General features: G+C 29.0%; 20 protein-coding genes. 8 read left to right on the top strand and 12 right to left on the bottom strand.

Going from position 1 to position 21,956, the window contains the following annotated elements; genetic code table 11:
• Positions 1–12: 12 nt before the first annotated feature.
• Entirely contained in the window at positions 13–2,397 is a 2,385-nt protein-coding gene (locus IPK18_03700) for a TonB-dependent receptor (GenBank protein QQR98639.1), read from the top strand.
• On the opposite strand, the gene IPK18_03705 is transcribed toward IPK18_03700, so the two are convergent.
• Positions 2,371–3,315 (bottom strand): hypothetical protein, encoded by a 945-nt coding sequence (locus IPK18_03705; protein QQR98640.1) that lies wholly within the window; start codon positions 3,313–3,315, stop codon positions 2,371–2,373. The genes IPK18_03700 and IPK18_03705 overlap by 27 nt on opposite strands.
• Positions 3,315–4,748 (bottom strand): MBOAT family protein, encoded by a 1,434-nt coding sequence (locus IPK18_03710; GenBank protein QQR98641.1) that lies wholly within the window; start codon positions 4,746–4,748, stop codon positions 3,315–3,317. The genes IPK18_03705 and IPK18_03710 overlap by 1 nt, the downstream gene beginning before the upstream one ends.
• A gap of 61 nt (positions 4,749–4,809) precedes the next feature.
• Here IPK18_03710 and IPK18_03715 point away from each other — a divergent pair, with 61 nt between their 5' ends.
• Genes IPK18_03715 through IPK18_03725 form a run of 3 tightly spaced genes read left to right on the top strand, consistent with a single transcriptional unit; the run spans position 4,810 to position 7,016 of the window.
• Positions 4,810–5,721: an ATP-binding cassette domain-containing protein gene (locus IPK18_03715; GenBank protein QQR98642.1), complete on the top strand. Its 912-nt coding sequence runs from the start codon at positions 4,810–4,812 to the stop codon at positions 5,719–5,721.
• Positions 5,711–6,691: an ABC transporter permease gene (locus tag IPK18_03720; GenBank protein QQR98643.1), complete on the top strand. Its 981-nt coding sequence runs from the start codon at positions 5,711–5,713 to the stop codon at positions 6,689–6,691. The genes IPK18_03715 and IPK18_03720 overlap by 11 nt, the downstream gene beginning before the upstream one ends.
• Positions 6,639–7,016, top strand: coding sequence for an ABC transporter permease (locus IPK18_03725; protein QQR98644.1), 378 nt, complete (start codon positions 6,639–6,641; stop codon positions 7,014–7,016). Before IPK18_03720 ends, IPK18_03725 begins: the two co-directional genes overlap by 53 nt.
• On the opposite strand, the gene IPK18_03730 is transcribed toward IPK18_03725, so the two are convergent.
• The 5 genes from IPK18_03730 to IPK18_03750 form a co-directional block, all read right to left on the bottom strand.
• Positions 7,013–9,580 (bottom strand): M1 family metallopeptidase, encoded by a 2,568-nt coding sequence (locus tag IPK18_03730; GenBank protein QQR98645.1) that lies wholly within the window; start codon positions 9,578–9,580, stop codon positions 7,013–7,015. The genes IPK18_03725 and IPK18_03730 overlap by 4 nt on opposite strands.
• Before the next feature lie 191 nt (positions 9,581–9,771).
• A complete protein-coding gene (locus tag IPK18_03735) occupies positions 9,772–10,596 on the bottom strand; it encodes a 1,4-dihydroxy-6-naphthoate synthase (protein ID QQR98646.1) in 825 nt (274 codons plus the stop codon).
• Positions 10,597–10,603: 7 nt separating this feature from the next.
• Complete coding sequence (locus IPK18_03740; GenBank protein ID QQR98647.1) at positions 10,604–11,179, bottom strand: carboxymuconolactone decarboxylase family protein; 576 nt, start codon at positions 11,177–11,179, stop codon at positions 10,604–10,606.
• A gap of 68 nt (positions 11,180–11,247) precedes the next feature.
• The gene (locus tag IPK18_03745) at positions 11,248–11,793 is read right to left on the bottom strand and encodes a peroxiredoxin (protein QQR98648.1); all 546 of its coding nucleotides are present in this window, start codon (positions 11,791–11,793) and stop codon (positions 11,248–11,250) included.
• 45 nt (positions 11,794–11,838) lie between these two features.
• A complete protein-coding gene (locus tag IPK18_03750) occupies positions 11,839–12,300 on the bottom strand; it encodes a DNA starvation/stationary phase protection protein (GenBank protein ID QQR98649.1) in 462 nt (153 codons plus the stop codon).
• Between the two features lie 84 nt (positions 12,301–12,384).
• Here IPK18_03750 and IPK18_03755 point away from each other — a divergent pair, with 84 nt between their 5' ends.
• Together IPK18_03755 and IPK18_03760 are read left to right on the top strand one after the other, a co-directional pair.
• Positions 12,385–13,320, top strand: a complete 936-nt coding sequence (locus IPK18_03755; protein QQR98650.1) for a hydrogen peroxide-inducible genes activator — start codon at positions 12,385–12,387, stop codon at positions 13,318–13,320.
• A 60-nt stretch (positions 13,321–13,380) separates the two neighbouring features.
• Positions 13,381–14,310 (top strand): hypothetical protein, encoded by a 930-nt coding sequence (locus IPK18_03760; protein QQR98651.1) that lies wholly within the window; start codon positions 13,381–13,383, stop codon positions 14,308–14,310.
• 31 nt (positions 14,311–14,341) lie between these two features.
• Here the strand turns inward: IPK18_03760 and IPK18_03765 are convergent, their stop codons facing one another.
• From IPK18_03765 to IPK18_03785, 5 genes are all read right to left on the bottom strand, one after another.
• Positions 14,342–15,634, bottom strand: coding sequence for a hypothetical protein (locus tag IPK18_03765; GenBank protein ID QQR98652.1), 1,293 nt, complete (start codon positions 15,632–15,634; stop codon positions 14,342–14,344).
• 189 nt (positions 15,635–15,823) lie between these two features.
• Positions 15,824–16,978 (bottom strand): hypothetical protein, encoded by a 1,155-nt coding sequence (locus IPK18_03770; protein ID QQR98653.1) that lies wholly within the window; start codon positions 16,976–16,978, stop codon positions 15,824–15,826.
• Positions 16,975–17,877 (bottom strand): hypothetical protein, encoded by a 903-nt coding sequence (locus IPK18_03775; protein ID QQR98654.1) that lies wholly within the window; start codon positions 17,875–17,877, stop codon positions 16,975–16,977. The genes IPK18_03770 and IPK18_03775 overlap by 4 nt, the downstream gene beginning before the upstream one ends.
• 10 nt (positions 17,878–17,887) lie before the next feature.
• On the bottom strand, positions 17,888–19,600 hold the full coding sequence (locus tag IPK18_03780; protein QQR98655.1) for a T9SS type A sorting domain-containing protein: 1,713 nt from the start codon (positions 19,598–19,600) through the stop codon (positions 17,888–17,890).
• Between the two features lie 176 nt (positions 19,601–19,776).
• Positions 19,777–20,184, bottom strand: a complete 408-nt coding sequence (locus IPK18_03785) for a hypothetical protein (protein ID QQR98656.1) — start codon at positions 20,182–20,184, stop codon at positions 19,777–19,779.
• Positions 20,185–20,248: 64 nt separating this feature from the next.
• Between IPK18_03785 and IPK18_03790 the strand changes: the two genes are divergently transcribed.
• Entirely contained in the window at positions 20,249–20,701 is a 453-nt protein-coding gene (locus IPK18_03790) for a D-tyrosyl-tRNA(Tyr) deacylase (protein QQR98657.1), read from the top strand.
• A gap of 5 nt (positions 20,702–20,706) precedes the next feature.
• Positions 20,707–21,924, top strand: a complete 1,218-nt coding sequence (locus IPK18_03795; GenBank protein ID QQR98658.1) for an RsmB/NOP family class I SAM-dependent RNA methyltransferase — start codon at positions 20,707–20,709, stop codon at positions 21,922–21,924.
• The last annotated feature ends 32 nt before the right edge of the window (positions 21,925–21,956 follow it).

A 21,956-nucleotide genomic window follows, 5' to 3' on the forward strand; every position in this document is an offset into this window, starting at 1 on the left:
GTTAAAGTAGGAATGAAAAAAATTCAATACACATTATTATTATTTTTTATTTTCAATATAGCACAAGCACAGAATGGAATTATACAAGGAAGAGTTTATGATGAAATCAATAATGAACCAATAATTGGGGCAAATATTGTAATACAAAATTCTGAATATGGTGCAGTTTCTGATATTAATGGAGATTATGTAATTGAAAATATAAACCATGGTTTTTACAATATTGCAGTAAGCTATATTGGATATAAAACAGAAATAAAAGTAGAAATTGAAGTCAGCAATGCCAAACCTGTAACTGTAAATTTTGCATTGGTAGAAGATAAAACATTAATAGATTCTGTTGTAATCATTGCAAATCCTTTTGAGCGAAAATCAGAAACACCACTTTCTCTCTCAAGCATTGGAATCAATGAAATACAACGCAACCCAGGTGGGAATAGAGATATTTCTAGAACAATTAAAAATTTGCCTGGAGTTGCTTCTGGATTTGGGTTTAGAAATGATTTATTGGTACGTGGTGGTGCGCCCAATGAAAATAGATTTTATTTAGATGATATTGAAATACCAACCATTAACCATTTTCAAACTCAAGGTGCAAGTGGTGGAAGCAATGGATTGCTTAATGTAGATTTTATTAACAATGCAGACTTTTATACTGGAGCATTTCCAGCAAACAGAGGCAATGCAATGAGTTCTGTATTACAACTTACACAAAAAGAAGGTAGAAAAGATAGAGTTGGATTTACATTTACTTTAGGTGCTAGCGAAGCCGGCATTACACTTGAAGGTCCATTGAGCAATAAGAAAAAAACAACCTTTTTATTAAACAGTAGATATTCTTACTTACAAGGTTTATTTAAAGTATTTGGTTTGCCATTTTTACCCACATATTCTGATGTACAATTTAAGGTGAATCATAAATTTAATAATAAAAATGATTTGACAATTTTGGGTGTAGGTGCATTTGATAAATTGAGATTAAATTTAAAAGAAAACGAAACACAAGAACAAAGATATTTACTAAGAGTAATTCCTTTACAAAATCAATGGAACTACACTATTGGTTTACGTTATAGATATTTTTTAGAAAACAGCTATATGGTTTTTGTTGCAAGCAGAAGTATGTTTAGCAACAACATTTATAAATTTAAAAATAACAATGATATTGATGGTAAAATATATGACCTAAACTCAACTGAAGCAGAAAATAAATTTAGATTTGAGCATACTATCAGAAAAAAAGGATACAAAATAAATTACGGAATCAATTATGAGTTAGCAAAGTATACAACTACAACAGAAAATACTTTTGCCATACAAGATTCTATTTTTAATAGTAAATATAGCTCAAAACTATTTTTGAATAAATATGGATTTTTTGTACAAGTAAGTAAAAGTTTTGTAGATGAAAAACTTTCATTATCTCTTGGCGTCCGTGCTGATGGTAATGCTTACAATAAAAATATGGCTAATTTATTCAATCAATTTTCTCCAAGATTTTCTGCATCATATGCATTCAATAGTATATTTAGCATAGCCTACAATGTAGGTTTATACTACCAACTACCAAGCTACACAACATTAGGTTACAGAGACAATAATAATGTATTAGTCAATCAACCAAATTTAAAATACATCAGAAATTTACAAAATGTATTAGGAGTTGCAGCCACCTTAAAATCAAATACAAAAATATCATTGGAAGGATTTTATAAATTATATTCTAATTATCCGATGCTAACAAACAAAGGAATTTCTTTGGCAAACTTAGGTGGTGATTTTGGTTGGGTAGGCGACGAACCAGCTACATCAACATCAAAAGGAAAAACGTATGGTCTTGAGTTTGCTGTGCAACAAAAATTATGGAAAGGTGTATTCGGAATTTTATCTTATACATGGTATAGAAGCTTTTTCACAAACAATGCCAATCAATATATTTCAAGTAGCTGGGACAGCAGACATGTGCTTAGTTTAACAGCAGGTTACAAATTTAAACGAAACTGGGAAATTGGAATTCGATGGTCAATACAAGGTGGCTTGCCATACACACCATACGACACAACTAATATTGCACTAAAAACAGTTTGGGATGCAACAAATGGCAATCCATTATTAGATTATAATAGATTAAATACCGAACGTACCAAAGCTATACATGGAATGAATTTGAGAGTTGATAAAAAATGGTTCTTTAAGAAATGGAATCTAAATTTATATTTAGATATACAAAATTTATATGCAAGCAAGCAACCTAGTCCACCAAATTTAGATGTAGTTAGAGATGCGAATGACAATCCTATTTCTGATCCAAATGATGCTAACAAATATCAAATAATATACTTAAATAATAACAGTGGCAACATCATTCCATCAATTGGAATAGTTGTTGAATTTTAGTAATTGTATAATTGAGTCAGTTCTTTGTTCACGTGCAGGAACTAATGTGTGATAATATGTATCTAAAAATGCATTATCTGGATAACAGAACATTTTTGGTGTGCCTAAAATTTTTATATTCCTAAGTTGTATTTCTTGATATAATTGTTCTCTAATTTCTTTATTATTAAAATAAGAACTAACTTGATATGATGGCGGCAATACCATAAATCTAATGTTTTTGTCAATACACTTTTTATTAAAATAATCTAAATATTCTAAGGATGACATATCAATTGTATATGGAATTTTGGGTACAGGAATTACTTTATTACCTTCAATACCTTCGTGTGACACCAAATCTCCGTATTGATTAAATCCACTTCTAGTATATATACTATTTGTTTTTCTTTTTTTATTAGAAAAGAAGCCTAAGTATTTATCATGCAAATAGCGTGGCAAATATTTTATTATTGCCCATCTTTGTTTGTTATTAATTATCTTCCAACCATTCGGATAGATTTCCAATAATGTATATAACAACTCTAGCTGACCATTGGCAGATGATAAATTAAATTCCCAAAAATTTTCATACTCAGGCGATAAAATAATAATATCATTTTCTTTTGCAAATGAGAATGTATTTTCTAAATCGAATTTCATACCAAATCCTGCATGAATTGCTAAATTATAAGCTGCAATTTTCAAACTATCAGAAATTCTTTTTGTGTTGATACTAAATATTGCATTTGAGCCACCTACAAACCAAATAACAGAAGTATCTTCATTATGCTTTGAAATGCTGTCAGCTATTATTTTTTTATCTTCTAATGCAAACAAAATATTCTGTCTGTCATTTATAGGCAATTTTATTCCAATTATAATGATTGCAAAAAACAACAACAAATACAATAATATTTTAAATATAAATTTTTTCATTAGAATTGAAAATATATAAATTGTCGATTATCAAATATTCCGAATGCAATAATTAAAAATGTCATGATAAAATAAATACTCCACCTTACTACAGTATTTTTTTGTTTTATCCAATTACTCCAAGAAATCTTATTTATATTTTTATCTACATAGAATAATATACAAAGCGACAATCCTAAAACAAAGAAATCAATAGGTGAAAATTTATTTAATTTCAAATAGATGATTCCTTTAAAAATATATTGAATTGGTTGTTGTATTCCATCAAACAAATGCATAATAATATATTTTGCATCTTGAATAGATGATGCTCTAAAGAAAATCCATGTAAATGTTACCAACAAGAATGTAGTAAAAACTGCAAATGCAGATTTTATTTTTGTTGACTTTTTTTGTTTATTCTTAAAAAAGACATTAGACAATATCAAATAAATGCCATGGATGCAACCCCAAGCTATAAAAGTCCAATTTGCACCATGCCAAAATCCACTAATCAAAAATACAAGCATAAGGTTTCTATACCATTTGAATGTTGTTGTTCTATTGCCACCTAGTGGAATGTATAGGTAATCTCTAAACCACGTTGATAATGAAATATGCCATCTGCTCCAAAACTCTGCAATAGATTTACTGAAATATGGTGCATTAAAATTCTTCATCAAATTGATGCCCATAGTACGTGCTGTACCAATAGCAATATCTGTATAACCAGAAAAATCGCAATAAATTTGAATTGAGAATGCCAGTGTTGCAATAATTAAAGGCAATCCTGTAAAGTATTCTGGTTTTAAAAATGCTGGGTCAGCTATCAATGCCATTCTATCTGCAATAATAGTTTTCTTAAACATGCCCCAAAGAATTAATCTTAATCCACTTACTATTCTATCATAATTAAATTGGTGCTTTTGATGCAATTGGTATAAAATATTTTGTGGTCTCTCTATTGGTCCAGCTACTAATTGTGGATAGAACATTACATATAATGCATAATATCCAAAATGTCTTTCTGCCTTTTGCTTTTTTCTATACACTTCTATTGTGTAGCTCATTGCCTGAAAAGTATGAAATGACAAGCCTATTGGCAATAGAATTGTGAGTATTGAGAAATGCTTTCCTGTAGGTAATAATTGATTGATGTTTTCTATAAAAAAATTATAATACTTAAAATATGCAAGCACACCAATATTTGCACATAAACTCAATATCAGATAATATTTCCGCTTTTTACCTTCACTTTGTTCTATCAAAATTCCAGCAAAATAATCTATCACAATCGTGAACAATAAGATTAGAACATAGATTGGAATGAATGCCATATAAAATACACAACTTGCCAACAACACTAGTAACCATCTAAATTTGTGTGGTGTAATGTAGTATGCAATAGATACTATTGGAAAAAAAAGCAAAAACTCGATGGAGTTAAACAGCATTCATATATATTTCTGACAAATGTAACGAACTTCGATTAATTTTTTAAACTATATTCGTGTTATGTTTCTACAAATTGAAAATGTAACAAAGTCATTTGAAAATAAGCTAGCACTTAACAATATATCATTCCAAATTGAACAAGGAAAGATTTATGGATTGCTTGGGCCAAATGGTGCCGGAAAAACAACTTTAATTAGAATAATTACACAGATTTTTTTTCCTGACAGTGGCCGAATAACTATACATAACGAAACACTTGCTCCATCACATTTGAACAGTATTGGGTACATGCCTGAAGAACGTGGGCTATATAAAAAAATGAAAGTTGGCGAACATCTTGAGTATTTTGCAAAACTTAGAAAACTAAACAAACAAACATATAAGCAGCAAATAGATTATTATATTCAAAAGTTTGATATCAGCACATGGCTTAATAAAGAAATATCTGATTTATCAAAAGGTATGCAACAGAAAGTGCAATTTATTGCTACGCTAATTCATCAACCAAAATTATTAATTCTTGATGAGCCATTTTCAGGATTAGATCCAATTAATTCAGAAATTATAAAACAAGAAATTTTAGAACTTAATCAACAAGGAACAACGATTATTTTTTCTACACATAGAATGGAAAATGTAGAAGAAATCTGCAATGATATTATTCTCATCAATCAAGGCAATATTATTTTGGAAGGCAATGTAAGTGACATTAAACAAAAATTTAAAAAAAATGTCTATAAAATTAGAATAAACAAAACAATTGAGTTATTGCATAAATTGGAAAACATACATATTGAAAACACAAAAGACAAAGACATATATATAAAGTTGACAGATAATCAAAACATTACTCATGTTATCAAACAACTTTTGCAACATGAAATTGAAATAGAAGAAATTCATGAAATATTACCAAGTATTCATGAAATATTTATCAATCAAGTCAATAAAAATAAAATAAATGCTGAATAAGACATTACTACATATCATTTATAGAGAATTTATAACAAGAGCAAGAAAAAAATCTTTCATATTACTTACTATTTTATTGCCATTGTTGGTTGGAGTTTTGCTTGTTGCATCAATTATTATTGCATTGCATGCAACAGAAGAAATTACAATTGCTGTAAAAGATGAAACAAGATTTTTTGAAGATAAATTTCGTGGACTTGATAATGGAAATCTTACTTTTCATTATATCAGAGATAATAATAATATAGACTATTGGAAAGAAAATTATGCAAAAAAATATGATGCCATACTATATATTCCAATTATTGATTTAGATGCACCAAAAGGCATTACTTACTTTTCTAATAAACAACTTGGGTTACAAACAGAGCAAATTATTTCTAATGCAATTACTGAAGAAATTAGAAATCGTGTATTGATAAGAGAGCAATACGATATTGATTTAATTGACAAACTTAATCATGAAATTAGCATAGAAAAAGTCATCAAAGATAAAGCACAATATGGACGCACATCATTAGCAGGCAGTATTGGATATGTGTTAGGTTTTATGATTTATATGTTTTTATTTATTTATGGTGCAATGGTGATGAAAGGTGTAAGCGAAGAAAAACAAAATAGAATTGTAGAAGTAATGATTACAATTGTAAAACCATTTGACTTGATGCTCGGAAAAATTTTAGGAATAGGAATTTTAGGATTATTTCAATTTTTAATTTGGGGCATTTTGATATTTGGAATACAAACTATTATCGGAATATTTTTTGCCAAAGATATGCAAGCATTACAGCAATTGCAAGCTACACAAACAATGAATACAGATAATATTGGTGCACAAATTTTATCAGACATTAGTTTATCACTAAAAGATTTAGATATTGCACGCATATTATTTAGTTTTTTATTTTATTTTATTTTTGGTTATATATTTTATGCAGCACAATTTGCGAATTGGTTCTGCTGTAACTGACGATACAGACACACAATCTTTTACATTTCCAATTACAATACCAATTATTATATCATTAATAATAATGTCTATTGCCATTGAACAACCATTCTCTACTGTAGCAAAATGGGGCTCAATGATACCATTCTCTGCACCAATAATTATGACTGCAAGAATACCATTCAACGTAAGTTGGCTTGAACAAATAGCATCAATGCTGATAATGATTATTTCTTCAATACTTATGATTGCACTAAGTGCACGTGTTTATAGAATTGGAATTTTAATTCAAGGAAAAAAAGTTCAGTTAAAAGAAATCGGAAAGTGGATATTTGCTAAATACTAAAATCTAAAAAAATCTGATTCTGGCAGCAATTTAGGAATTACACTTTCTAATATTTCTAATTTATTTTTTATAATATTAATTTCATTACTACTCAATTTTTTTTGTTGTAGTTGATAGTTCATGTTATTTTTTAAGTAGGAAATTACTCTTGATGCACCATTTATGTTATAATCAGACTCTTCGTATTGGTTAATATCTAATAAAAAAGCACATGCATCTTTAAACAACAAAGTATCTTTGGTTTTTACTAAATAAAGAAACAAATTATCAAAATTTTCTGCTGCAAAATAATGATTATTCAAAGAAATAGCTTTTTTGAAAAACTCTAAATGATTAATAGTTGTATCTTTTAAAACTGTTCCAACTGTTTTTAACATCAATGCATTTCTAGTATCCGTCCATTTTGTAGCTTTCTTGTATGCCAATGGATAATTGTGTAATCTTAAAATCTCTAAAGCTTCAGCAATGCATTGGTAAGATGAATCTATTGCTAGTGTTTTTTCTGCTAACGCTGCTGCTTGATTCAAATCTAATACTGACAAGTAACGTAAAGCATCAGCTCTTATTGTAGATTTTGGCTCTGTTGCCACCAAATTTTTATAGGCAATTATTAATTTATCTTGATTAAAATATTTTGAATTTCTATGTACTATGTCCAATACGCTATTTCTAATATTCCAATCTGTATTTTGTAAATTCTTTATAAAAAATTGTTGTACAGTCTCATATTGCTCAATTTGTTTACCTAGTGCAACTAATGCTCTGTATTTATTTTTAAAATCCTTAGAAAAATTAAATTGTGCAATTTGCTCACTTGTAGACAAATTGGTTCCAATATCAGCCAACAAAATTCCATCTCCATCAATATTTACAAATGATGGTTTTTCTGTAAGTGGAAAATAAAATACAACATCTTTATCTACAATAGTTACTTGTTTTCTAATTACTGAGTCTTTTAGAAAAATATCAATATTAGTTGGAATTTTAAACACAGATGGTGCATCTTGTGCATTTTGTATTTGTTTTACTTTTATTTCTAATGTTTTGTTCGTCTGATTAAAATTATATTGTACATCTAATTTTGGATGACCTTTGCTAAAATACCATTGATTGAAGAACCAATTATAATCTTCGCCAGTTACAGTTTCTACTGCTTTTCTAAAATCACTTACTTCTGCACTACTGTATTGGTTGTTTTTTAAGTACAAATTCAATGATTTGAAGAATGCATCATCACCAATATAATTTCTTAGCATATGTAATATACGTCCACCTTTTTCATATCTAATTCCATCAAAATTATCTTGGTGTTCTTTGTAATAATAATTTACCAAAGGTTCATTCTTAGTATTAAGTTGATGAATATATTTTTCAGTACTTTTTTGTGCGTATGCATCAGCATCATTCTTTCCATATTTATATTCATACCATAGATATTCACTATAGTCTGCAAAACTTTCATTTAATGTAAGATTTGCCCAAGACTCACTTGCTACCAAATCACCAAACCAATGATGAAATAATTCGTGTGATACAATCCAATCAAAATTATCATCGATAGATTGATTTTTGTCTGCTAACAATCTATCATAAAAAATTACTGCAGATGTATTTTCCATGGCACCAGCTGTGTAGTCGTGTGCTACTATTTGTGCATATTTATCCCAAGGAAATTCTATTTTTAATAAATCAGAAAAGAATGTTAGCATTTCTGGTGTATTGCCAAAAACTTGTTGCACATTATCAAAATATTCAGGAAATGTATAATAGTCAACTGATTTTCCATGCCATGATGTACTGTATTTTTTATAATCTCCAACCGCTAAGAAAAATAAATAAGGTGAATGAATTTTTTCTTGTTTCCAATAGTCTGTTCTTTTACTTCCATTGGTTTTGCTATCAATTAGCAAGCCATTAGATAATGTAATATATGCTGTATCTACAGTAACATATAATTCTTGAGAAGAATTTTCATTGGGTGCATCTATTGTAGGAAACCAAAAAGAATTAGCTTCTACTTCGCCTTGTGTCCAAATATGAAATGGTTTGTATTTATTTTTTTGTAATGAATTAATGAAATACATTCCTCTACCATATTGTTGTACTTGTTGTTTCCCGATAGAATATGGTTGTGCAATATATTCTACAAAAACTTCCAATGTATCATCTTTTGTGTATTCTTTATCAAAGTTTATTTTCAAATACATTGAATCGTAAGAATAGGTAGATTTTATTGGTTGATGATTAGCTACAACTTTTACATTATTAATTTTCATGTACTTTGCATCAAGCAACAGTTTATTCTGTTTGTAGAAATATGGTTTTATAGTAAGTGCAACTTTTCCTACAGCAACTCTTTGTTGTAAGATTGGCTCTACCTCAATTTTTGTATGTAGTAAATCAAACAATCTTGTTCTGCTACCTTTATAGTCGTTAAATTGGTTTTCTGGTTTAATAACCAATTCATCCAATTGTATTCTATTTTTTTTATTTTTCTTTTTTGGTGGCTTTGCTATTGAAAAAAGAGGCAATAAAAGTAAAAAGTATATAAGAATTCTTTTCATTTAAAAAATTAATTTGCAAAGATAGGAAATATGTTTAATATATAAATTTAAGCTATGTTAATAAAATTAGGAAAATAAATCATTGTATATCAGCAACTACTATGTACTGATTGTATTTTGACACATATCATCAAAATCTAAATTGAGTTTATGATTTTATACAAACAATCAGAATTTATATTTCTTGTTTGTTATATTGGTTGATGTAGTGGAGAAATAAAATTATTTTCAACTGCTGTTTGGTATAGTTTTCTAACTGCGTTTATTCCATGTTCGCCCAATGATATACTATATTGATTTACGTACAAATCTATATGTTGTTGTATCACATCATCCGACATTTCTTGTGCATGCTCTTTAATAAAATTTTGAGATGAATGTCTATTTGCAAATGCAAATTCTATACTTTTTTTAATACAGGAATTAATATCTTCTTGCAATTTTTGGTCTATGTTTCTTTTTACTACAATGCCACCTAATGGAATTGGTGCTTGATATGTTTGTTCCCAATATTCACCTAAGTCAATTATCTTTTTAAATCCTTTTGCTGCGTACGTAAATCTGCTTTCATGAATGATAACACCAGCATCAATTTTGTCATCTTGTAATTGTTGTTCTATATCAGAAAACAACATAAATTTTTTATTGCATGCATTTGGAAATCTTAGAGAAAAAAGAAAATTTGCTGTGGTTAATTTTCCAGGAATACCAATATTTAGTTGCTCAACATCTTTAATGTTAAAGTCATTTTTACTAATAAGTATTGGCCCACAATTATTGCCCAATGCACTTCCAGAATCTAATAATTTATAAGCTTCTGAAACTTTAGAATAGGCAAAATAACTTAGTTTTGTAATATCGTATTTGGCTTGTAATGCAGCTTGATTTAGTTCTTCTACATCTGCAAAATGCACTTCAAAATCAATACCAAGTGTATCTATTTTTTGATGCAACATAGCATCAAAGATAAAAGTATCGTTTGGGCAAGGTGAAATTGCAAGTGTTACTTTTGGCATGATATAATTAATAAACTATTTTGCTTAAGCTTGTAATTACTGAAGCAAGTCTTATTGCATCCCAAATTCTTTGTTCTGTTCCACCACTGTGCAACACTGATTGTTCGTGGCTTTTTACGCACATTTCGCATCCATTAATTGCAGAAACTGCCAAACTAATTAATTCGAATAATTCTTTACCCAACACAGGATTCATCATAATATTCATTCTCAATCTTGCTGGTGCATTTGTATAAAATTCTTTGCCTACAAAATGTCTATATCTATAAAAAACATTATTAGCAGACAATAATGAAGCACATGCTTGGGCTTCTGCAATTTCTGCATCATTTGCATCATTCGCTTTTGCTTTTTGTATAAATGCATCAATCAATATTGTGTTGTTGTTGTTAGTAGCACATGCTAATGCTATCAACAAGGCATCTTTTGCTGAAATAGATTCTACTGCTAAAACAGACTTTACATTCATTTTCAAATCTCTCAGATATTTGCTATCTGCTGTTGAAAGTTGTTCAAGCGTATTGTTTTGATATGATGTATCTATGCCTAATTCTTGTAAAATTTCTATTGCTGTATCGTTCATAAATAGTTAGTATTAAAAAAAATAGTGATAAGCAACTATTCATTGCCTACCACTATACATTTAAAAAATTATGATAATGTTTCTTGACCTTTTTCCCAGTTACATGGACAAAGTTCATCTGTTTGTAATGCATCTAAAATTCTTACAACTTCTTTTACATTTCTACCAACTGATAAATCATTAACAGATACCCAACGAATAATACCTTGTGGATCTACAATATATGTTGCTCTATAACATACTTCTTCGCCTTCAGTTAAAATGCCTAATTCTCTTGAAAGTGATTTTGATGTATCTGCCAACATTGGATGATTAATTTTGTTTAATCCTTCGTGTGCATTTCTCCATCCTAAGTGTACGAATTCGCCGTCTGTTGAAGCACCAATTAATACTGCATCTCTGTCTTTGAAATCTCCGTTTGCATTGTCAAACTCAATAATTTCTGTTGGACAAACAAATGTAAAATCTTTTGGCCAAAAATAAATTACTAACCATTTGCCATCTTTTGTGTGTACACTGTTGTCTAATGTTGCAAACTCTTTGCCTTTTTCTAAACTTACTACTGAAGTTTTGCTGAATTGTGGGAACTTTTGTCCTACATTTAATAATGCCATAATTACGTTTTTTTTGTTTTTAATTAATGAATAAATATATTTTTATTATCCTAACCAAGCCTTAAACATCCATAAAGTTTTTTCTTGGTATACAATAAATTGCGTTAATAAATCTTCTGTTGATTGATCACCATCTGCATGTTTCATCGTTGCTTTTTCAAATTTAATAAGAATAGTTAGATTTTCAGTTATCATACGCACAGCATCTACATCTTTAGTTATATTTTTAGCTTCTTTAACTAAAGATTGCTTCAAATAGTCTGAGTATGTATGCAATGGCTGATGACCTAATGTAAGAATACGTTCTGCAACTTCGTCAATTTTTAATTGTGCGTCTGTATATAATTCTTCAAATTTTACATGTAAGTCAAAGAAGTTTTGACCTTTTATATTCCAATGTATGCCTCTTAAATTTTGGTAAAACACTTGATATGTTGCTAACAGTTGATTAAGTTCTTGGATTAATTTACTATCATCAGCTGATTTTTTTTTATCTTTCTTAGCCATAAAATATTTTTTTATACTGCAAATTTACAACTATTCTTATAATAATAAAAATTGATTATATTTATAATTCAATAGATATTATTTATGATAAGCTTAACTCAATTAGAATATATTGTTGCAATAGACAACTATAAACATTTTGGAAAAGCTGCTGATGCTTGCCATGTAACACAGCCAACATTAAGCATGCAAATTAAAAAATTAGAAGAAGATATAGGCACTCAAATCTTTGATAGACAAAGGCAACCCATTATTACAACACCAGCTGGCGAAGCACTCATTACACAAGCAAGAGCCATATTGAGAGCAACAAAACAGTTCGAAGAACTTGCTGCACATTATGCACAACATATAGTAGGCAACTTTAGAATTGGAATTATTCCAACAGTGGCGCCTTATCTTCTACCCTATTTTATTGGAAGTTTTCAAAAAAAATATGATAATGTAAAATTGAAAATTATCGAGATGAAAACTGAAGACATTATTAAAAATCTTCAGCTTGATGAAATAGATGCTGGTATATTAGCAACACCATTACATGAACCAGAAATTATTGAAGAGCCATTATTTTTCGAAGAAATCATGGTGTATGCTAAGAAAAATCATCCATTGATACAAAAGCAAATATTACAATACAACGATATTATGAGAGAAGATATTTGGATGCTAACACAAGGAAATTGCTTTAGAGACCAAGTTGTAAATATATGTTCTATCTATGATAATTTTGAAGAAAAGACAACATACGAAAGCACAAGCATAGAAACCCTAAAAAAAATGGTAGATATAGAAGGTGGCTTCACGCTTATTCCAGAATTAGCAGTTTTAGAACTTTCTACAAAGAAATTAGAAAATATTGCAACGTTTAAACAACCAAAACCTTTGAGAGAAATTAGTTTGGTGTATATTAGAAATATTGGGAAAAGAAAGATACTAGACGCTATAAAATCAGAGATTATTAATAATATTCCTGATACATTACTGCAAAAAAATAAAGGCAAAATCGTAGAATGGAAATAAGTAATTTTAACGAATTTTAAAACAAAAAAATTGTAATATTACAACAGATTTTAAAATTGTATGGCAGCTACAGTAACTCAACAATCTACAAACAGAGGTTTTATAATATCTGGAATAGTTCATTTATTGCTATTTTTAATATTATTTTTTATAGCACTCGAAAATCCACCTAAACAAGATGCCATAGATGCTATAGTACTAGATTTTGGAGACAGTCCAGAAGGTAGTGGTGGAAATAGTGATAGCTATGGTGGTGGTTCTCCTGAACAAAGCACTTCTGAGCCTGACATGAGCAATTATACGCCACCTAAAACAACTGCAACAACTACTGCATCAAGTACGCCAAAATCAACAGCTAGCAATACGGTAACTAGCTATGATCCAGAAGCAGTTGCATTGGAAAAACAGAAAAAGCTAGAAGCGTACCAACAAGCACAAGTTCTAAAAGCACAGAAGAAACTTGAAGAACAAAAGCAAAAAGAAGCAGCTGAATTGCTAAAAAAACAGCAAGAAGAACAAGCATACAAAGATGCAGTTGCAAGTACATTTAAAAAAGGTAAAAATAGTGGTACTGGTGGTAGTGGTAGTGGAAGTGGCTCTGGAACTGGCAATGGCACAGGAAGTGGCTCTGGAAGTGGTGGGCAAGGCAATAATGGTGGTTCTGGTAGTGGCGATGGCTTTGGTGGTGGTGGAAGTGGTGGCTCTGGTGGTGGAGCAGGCACAGATTATTCTTTAAGTGGAAGAAGTCTATTAAGTAAGAAAGTACCTTTCAATAACTCACAAAAAGCTGGAAAAATTGTGATACAAATAAAAGTAGGACAAGATGGAAATGTAATATTTGCACAAGGACCATACAAAGGTTCTACTAGTACTGATGCCTACTTGGTAAAAATATCAGAAGAAGCTGCATATAAATTTAAGTTTTCATCTAACAGTGATGCTGCTGAAGAGCAATTTGGAACAATTACTTTTAACTATACTTTTAATTAGATATATTTTTATTGTATTTAATTACACACATCTACAACAATGGAATATCAATGTATAGTTTTACATTGCCATCTATGCCCCTAGATTTATCTTTAATGGCTTCAAGAATTTGTTTATCATTGCAGATAATTAAAAATAAATAATCATCTTTTAGCAAGCTATCTTTTGTTTTGTAATATGGATCGCCATCATATGAATTTAGAACGGTGACTTTACACTTATGATTTTTGGCATAATAATGTGCAATGCCACGTAGCAATGTATCCGCAGCATTTGCTTCTCCTACTATCATTATTGGATATAAAATATTTTTAGTCAAATTCATCTTGGCTAGCATTTTGAATAATCCTTGTGGATTTTCTAATTCTAATGAAAAATAATCGCCCCAATTGATAGCCAAACATGCTGCAGCTATATTGCCATTTTTATCTGGCATCATAAATACTTTTGAAGATTTAGAATAACTAAAAATCTTATTTAATGTAATAAAGAAATCTTCTTCAGTGTGCATGTGATAGAAAGCATAATTACTTTTTTGTTGTTTTAGCATTTGATAAAATGATTTTAGTTTCTCTTTATCATTTGTAATATCAACGATTTTAGTAAATGCATCTTTGCTTCCAAATACTTTATTGATTAATGTATTGTTGTAGAATGGCCATTTTTCATAATGTTTATCGTACAATTTTGTATTCAGTTCTAATGCTTCATTTATAGCTTGATTTTCTTTTCCCATTGCACCATATGTAAATGCAATATTTTCTTCTACGCCTACAATACTATGCATAATGCTAAACATGAGCGTAAATATTTTTTTACGTCTATATATTTTTTGATTATTTTCTACACGCTCACTTATGCGTAGCATATTGTAATAATATCCATCGTAGCGTATGTTGTTGTGCTCTACATCAATTTGATTGACATGTATATAGCCTACAATATTGTATTCTAATTCGCCTTTTTCATTTTTTGTATTTTTGGGATGAAATACAATTACAACCAAAGCATCTTTATTGATAGATAATGCAGAATCTGGAAAATTATGAAAGTTGGCTTGAAATGTGAAGTTGCCTTTCCCTTTCTCGTTAATGTGTTTTTCAGAAACAGAAATAACATCGCGACATTGATGAAAAAAGTATGTTGAGTCTGATGCTAAATTTAATTGTTTTAGGATATCTCCAATTCTGACAAGGTTGCTAATTTCTGTAACTATTATCTCTAGATTTTCTTCAAAAGTATCATAAGATTCTATTGCTATGGTTTTTATTTTATAAGAATCATTATCTACTAATTCTACTCTTTTGTAATTTCTTTTTTGCATTTGATTAACTAATATATTACAAAATTAACAAAAGTATGAGTTGCAAATAGTTAGCAAAACACAAACTTAATTAGCATTGAATAAAATACCTATATTCAATTAGTTTTTTGCAGTTAGATAATTAATTTTAAGCATTGAAATTAACAACAAACTAATCTCAAATTATCATTATATTGATGTCATACTTGACTATATACTCAATTTTTTTGATGGATAGTAGACATCGATGCCGTAGCCTAATCTAATTTGTGCTTTATCTATCCAATATGCCCAATCTCCATTTTTTCTAAGTTTATTATATGTATTAAATCCATTTCTGGCAATATCTACTCTTTGACTTGCAATAACTAAATCATCAACAATGTATGGTATTTTAATAGTATGTCCTTGTTTTGGTTCAATGTATTTGTTTGCTCCAATAAATATTTCTCCAAAAAATGCACCATCATGTTTTGTCATATCCAATATTAATTCATTTATGACAGAAAAACTTTTTAATAATGGTTTGTCCCAAATTGGTTGTAAAATATAAATTTGCTCATGTGCGCCAAACTCTATTGCTGCTTGAGTTTGTAAATCTTGGTATTTTTCTTTTTGTCCGCAAGCCAATGCTTGTTCTGCTTGCTTTTGATATTTGAATGCTTGAATTGCTTCTTGCGTCAGCCAATTTTCTCCATCTAAATCTGTGTGTACATATTTATTGAGTAGCACCAAAGCACCAATATCTACTACAACATTTACTTGTCCTTCAATCAGTAATTCAGTTGATTGAATTAAAATGTCTTTCATGTTTTGTCTTGGATTTCCAATATAAATATTGATATTACTTTCATGAAGTGTATTAGCCACATCAAATGCTAGTACAACACCTGCTCTAACTTCATTTGCAGCGAAAATTCCTAAATTAGTCCATAACATTTCTGCATTGTTGCGTTGCAATGCATCATAAGTCATTAATACAAAACTATTTTTTGATAATGTTCGATAAGCATTTGAATTATTGTATTGTATATCTGATAATTGACTTACATGATTAATTCTATTTCTTAAGTTATATTTTAATTTTTCATATTTTTCTTCTAAAGTCATGCTATCACTTACGTCTTTGTAATAAGCTTCAACATCATTAGCTAATGTTCTTAATTGTGCGTAGAATACTCTATCTGCTTGTGGTATATTGTTATTATTTGATTGATAGTTGGCAAACTCTGCAATGAGTTTTTGTTGTTGTTCGGCAGTAAGATTTGCTTGTAAATTCGAATTTGGGTTGCATTTATCCTCATCTTTTGTACATGATACAATCATTACAAAAAAACACACAATATATATAATATTTTTTATCATATAAATTTTGCCACTAATGTTTTATCTACTTGCTCTGGAAGTTCTTCTGGCGTGTATGCATCATTTTCAAAAACAAATTTTGTTATCAAATGATTTGATACTTCTTCCAAATGTAAATAATTAGTATTGATATTATCTGGTGCATCTTTCCAAACTTCTACAATTGGTTTTTTATTTTTTCCAACGAATGTATCCACCACAGAATTTGGGAAATATTTTTTGTTTAATATTTTTCTAGTGTCTGATAGTATGTACACTGGAACTTTGAAATGATTGGCAATAATGCATAAATTGTACGCGCCAGATTTTGCAATAAATGTTTCGTGCATCACAATTTCTGCGCTCATTATTACTACATCTGTTTGTTGTATATATTTTGATATTTCGGAATCATCAATTACTGAAACTGGAATGCCTAGCTCAGCAATTTCTGTTGCTTGTTGTTTTCCTATTTTATCGTGTACTGTAACTATTTGAGTAACGTTGCAAGTTTTTAAATTCACTACAAGATTTTCTATCAATGCAGTAATAGTAACATCAGAGCCATGAATTAAAATATTCTTTCCATTAAAATCATATTGTTGGATGGCAGTTTCAGCTGTTTTTCTATCTACATTTTTCCATCTTTCATGAAAAACTTCCAACAATTCTTTGATGATGATAGGTTGATTTTCTGGTGAAATTTGTAATAAAAAGTGATTGATAAAATGATTTACTGAAGTAATATTTGGTTTCTCTGTAATAATTGTTTTTAAACCTTGAAGCATTTCTCGCACTGATGCAGAAACTTTATTATCAGATATTAATGAGATTAGTTTCCCAGTTGTTTTTATGGCTTGTTGTGCGTTATTGACGCTTTCAACTAGTTTATTTTCTTTAAATATATTTAAAATATCCATAATTTAATATCTAATTAAATAATACAAATTTTGTAGCTACTTTTTCTTTCTTTTCTTTTCCTTTGCACAATACTAAATATACGCCACTAGCTGCTCTTTGTCCATTGTGTAAATTGCCATCCCATGTAGCTTGTCCACCTATTGCTTGTGTTTGATATACTAAATTGCCTGCAACATCAGTAATTTTAACTTCGCAATTGTTTGGTATATTTTTTATGGCAATAGTTCCTACATAATCTGAATACACTGGATTTGGATATACAAATGCATCTTCAGATGATGAATTGGCAACTGTTGCTTCACTTCTATATACGTTAATGCCTTTATCTGTTCCAATATACACATCACCATTGTTTGGATGAATTGCAATAGAGCGAACTACATTGCCTAAGATTGGACTGTTGTCTGTATTGAAATAATGTATTTGAGTTTCGCCATCTGCGCTTACTAAATATATGCCATTTTGTGTGCCTATCCATTTTCTATTTGCGGCATCAATTTGAATGCAATTGATTACTTGATTTTCTAATAAATTATCACAAAAATTGGTATTATCATTTCTACTTATGCAAATTTGTTCTGCTGGACAATTTAAATCAATGGCTGAACCTGCGCAACGTATTACAGAAATTCCATTGGATGTACCTAACCAAATTTCGCCTTCTTTGTCTGTTATTAAACATATAACATTATTAGAAGAAAGATTACCATTATTTTCTCCAGTAGCATAATTTACATAGGTATCATCTGATGCATCATCTAATGTATTATTATGATTTAATACAACCAAACCACCATTGTTTGATTCTTTTGCAATCCATACTTGTCCATAATCATCTATGGCAACATCTTTGAGTAATGCACCATTTAGATAAGCATTTTGAAAGTAAGCATATGTTCCATCGCTTTTTCTATATATTAATGGAAATGTACTGAATGCGTCTGTAATCCAAACATTGTTTTGTGCATCTATAGTGCTACCTGTAATACGCAATTTTGTGTTTGAAAATGGTCTTGTATGTAATGGTACTGTTGCTTGATTATTATCTGCATTCCATTCTATAATTCCTCCACCTGGAGCATTGCCACCAAAAATTACTTTATTTTCTGAGTTAATGGCTTGTGCAATTGTAATATCATAAACAGTATCAAACAATTGCATATTGTATTGATTATAGTTTGTCCAGAATTCATCTTTTAAAATATAAATTCCATTTTTGTTGTATGTTGGATTGGCAGAATTGCCAGCATTTGATGATGCTACGAATAAGGTGTTGCCAGCAAATGCCATATCTTTATTGGTAATAGAACCTGGACCGTTTGGTAAAATTCTATATGGATTTGGTGTTTGTTTTACTAAGCCTGAGTACAAATCTGCAAACCATGTTTGTTGATTTTTATCTTCTAAAACACTCAATGGATATCCAATGTTATTTTGTGTATCATAAAAAATGAATGTATTTGTTTGCCACTTTCCTACTCGTTTGTCTACAAAATTTCCACTTATAATTTTATGTTGTACAATTTGCAAATGGTTATTATCAACAGATAAATCTAATGTTGTCCAATCGTTTTCTGAGAATGCTAATTGCCAGCTACTACCATCATAATTATAAATATTACTTGATATACTTGCCCAAATTTTATTTTCAAACTTTGTTATTGCTGTAATATTTCCATTTGTATTAATATCTGAAATTCTTTGCCATGTATTAAAATTCAATATTTGTGCTTGGTTGAGTTGATTTTTGTATACACCATTTTGAGTTGCTGCGTATATGTCATTATTATCTATAAAAATATCATTGCATCGATATGTGTTAATACCATCTGTGAAATTAAAAGTTTCTTTAACTACATAATTGATTAAATCTATAACTACGACACCAAATCCTGTAGCTAAATATGCGAAATTGTCTTTGGTAACAATGCTGTATACTTTTTGTCTGCAACAATATTTGCATTTTTTAGGTATGGTATATTAATAATCTTACCATTTTTAATTAAATCAATATTTGAGTTTTTGTAGGTAATAATTAAAACCGAATTTTCTTTATTATATGCAATTTTAGCTGGTTCTACTTCTGATAGTCCATCTGTTTTTGTGTATTTTTCTATTAGTTGATTATCTATATTTACGCTAAAAATGCCATATTCAGTTGCACAATAGATATAATCATTACTTTGAGTTATGTCTACAGCATTTGCCATTGGCAAATGTGCCGTCCATGTGCCAATAGGAACATTTTGTGCAGATAAACCAAACAGAAAAAAAACAATAATTTGTAATAAAAAAAATCTTATCATCAAAGTTTGTGTTGTCTAAAAGTACAAAATATTTTTATATGTTTGATGATAGAAAAGTTAATTAATGAGAGCTATAATCCAAAGAGTAAATTTTGCATCTGTTTCAATCAACAATGAATTAAAATCTTCGATAAATTGTGGATTATTAATATTATTAGGAATAGAAAATAATGATACTGAAAGTGATGTGGCTTGGCTTTGTAAAAAAATTGTACAAATGCGAATTTTTAGTGATAGTGAAGGAAAGATGAATTTATCAGTTCAAGATATTGGTGGAGAAATGTTGTTGGTATCGCAATTTACTTTGTATGCATCTACAAAAAAAGGAAATAGACCAAGCTTTATTCAAGCTGCAAAACCAGAAATTGCAATTCCATTGTACAAACAATGTATTGATATGTTAGAAAACTTATTGCCTAACAAAATTCTAACTGGAGAATTTGGTGCTGATATGAAAATTAAATTAGAAAATGATGGTCCAGTAACTATCATTATTGATTCAAAAAATTTAGAATAAGCAACTTGAAATTACATCAAAATATAGTACAATTAATTCATCAAACATTAGACAAAATATTTAATGAACATGAATTATCTGATAAGATTGTGCCAAAAATTTTACAACAAAAAATATTAGGTTCAAGAGATAGAAAACTGATTGCATCTACTATTTATGATATTGTAAGATGGAAAAGAAAATATGAATTTATATACCATCAACTCAATATAAATGTAGATAAAAACGACGCACTTATTGCCATAAGTTTAATTGCAAGAAATATAGTAATTGACAATTTGAGTATACTTTCAATAGATAATGCTATTGTAGAAAATATAGAAAAAAACATCAGCACTAAAATACTAGACGAATCAATAAATAATTCATACGATGAAAATTTATATAATTATATTTTAGAATCATTAGGAAGTGAATGGCATGAAGTTGCTCAAACGTTGAATACAGTTGCACCTGTGTATTTATATATTAATCCTAAAAAAATTACTGTTCCAAATTTTACTAAAGAATTGGATAAATTGAATATTGAATATGAAATTCCAAATTATCCTTCATTTATTCAAAAAGAAAATTGGAATTGTATAAAAATAAATAGTCAGCAAAATTTAAAAAACACAAATTTCTTCAAAGAATATTTTTTCAGCTTTCAAGATTTTGGTTCGCAATGTATTGGAATATTATTTTATCAATACATTGATAAAAAAGAAAAAACAAAAATATTAGATTATTGTGCTGGACATGGTGGCAAAACTTTTCAGATTACAAATATGTTGAAGAGTTCAAATACTCAATTATTTGCTACAGATTTTAATCCAAAAAGGCTACACAAACTAAAGCAAAACATAAAAAATAAATCTATAACTATTTTAGATTTTAATGATGTATCTGCTCAACAATATAATATGATATTGATAGATGCGCCTTGTAGTGGTACTGGAACTTTTAGAAGGCAACCAGATTTGAAATATAATTTAAGTATTGCATCAATAGAAGATAAAATAAAAATACAGCACCAAGTTTTAGTTGATGCTGCATCATATTTATTACCTAATGGCATTATTGTTTATGCTACTTGTAGTATTTTGCCTCAAGAAAATCAGCTACAAATAAAAGTTTTTTTAGACGCACATAAAACATTCAATCTTGTAGAAGAGCATATTTTATTACCATCAACATACAATACTGATGGATTTTATATGTGTGTACTAAAAAAAATAGTGTGACCAAAAATTAGTCACACTATCAATTATTAAAA

It is taken from the genome of Sphingobacteriales bacterium (assembly GCA_016699615.1).
Classification (GTDB): domain Bacteria; phylum Bacteroidota; class Bacteroidia; order Chitinophagales; family JADIYW01; genus JADJSS01.

Excerpts from the sequence above, each read along its gene's own strand:
- IPK18_03700 (QQR98639.1), top strand. The coding sequence starts at position 13 with ATGAAAAAAATTCAATACACATTATTATTATTTTTTATTTTCAATATA.
- IPK18_03705 (QQR98640.1), bottom strand. The coding sequence starts at position 3,315 with ATGAAAAAATTTATATTTAAAATATTATTGTATTTGTTGTTGTTTTTT.
- IPK18_03710 (QQR98641.1), bottom strand. The coding sequence starts at position 4,748 with ATGCTGTTTAACTCCATCGAGTTTTTGCTTTTTTTTCCAATAGTATCT.
- IPK18_03715 (QQR98642.1), top strand. The coding sequence starts at position 4,810 with ATGTTTCTACAAATTGAAAATGTAACAAAGTCATTTGAAAATAAGCTA.
- IPK18_03720 (QQR98643.1), top strand. The coding sequence starts at position 5,711 with ATGCTGAATAAGACATTACTACATATCATTTATAGAGAATTTATAACA.
- IPK18_03730 (QQR98645.1), bottom strand. The coding sequence starts at position 9,580 with ATGAAAAGAATTCTTATATACTTTTTACTTTTATTGCCTCTTTTTTCA.
- IPK18_03735 (QQR98646.1), bottom strand. The coding sequence starts at position 10,596 with ATGCCAAAAGTAACACTTGCAATTTCACCTTGCCCAAACGATACTTTT.
- IPK18_03740 (QQR98647.1), bottom strand. The coding sequence starts at position 11,179 with ATGAACGATACAGCAATAGAAATTTTACAAGAATTAGGCATAGATACA.
- IPK18_03745 (QQR98648.1), bottom strand. The coding sequence starts at position 11,793 with ATGGCATTATTAAATGTAGGACAAAAGTTCCCACAATTCAGCAAAACT.
- IPK18_03750 (QQR98649.1), bottom strand. The coding sequence starts at position 12,300 with ATGGCTAAGAAAGATAAAAAAAAATCAGCTGATGATAGTAAATTAATC.
- IPK18_03755 (QQR98650.1), top strand. The coding sequence starts at position 12,385 with ATGATAAGCTTAACTCAATTAGAATATATTGTTGCAATAGACAACTAT.
- IPK18_03760 (QQR98651.1), top strand. The coding sequence starts at position 13,381 with ATGGCAGCTACAGTAACTCAACAATCTACAAACAGAGGTTTTATAATA.
- IPK18_03765 (QQR98652.1), bottom strand. The coding sequence starts at position 15,634 with ATGCAAAAAAGAAATTACAAAAGAGTAGAATTAGTAGATAATGATTCT.
- IPK18_03770 (QQR98653.1), bottom strand. The coding sequence starts at position 16,978 with ATGATAAAAAATATTATATATATTGTGTGTTTTTTTGTAATGATTGTA.
- IPK18_03775 (QQR98654.1), bottom strand. The coding sequence starts at position 17,877 with ATGGATATTTTAAATATATTTAAAGAAAATAAACTAGTTGAAAGCGTC.
- IPK18_03785 (QQR98656.1), bottom strand. The coding sequence starts at position 20,184 with ATGATAAGATTTTTTTTATTACAAATTATTGTTTTTTTTCTGTTTGGT.
- IPK18_03790 (QQR98657.1), top strand. The coding sequence starts at position 20,249 with ATGAGAGCTATAATCCAAAGAGTAAATTTTGCATCTGTTTCAATCAAC.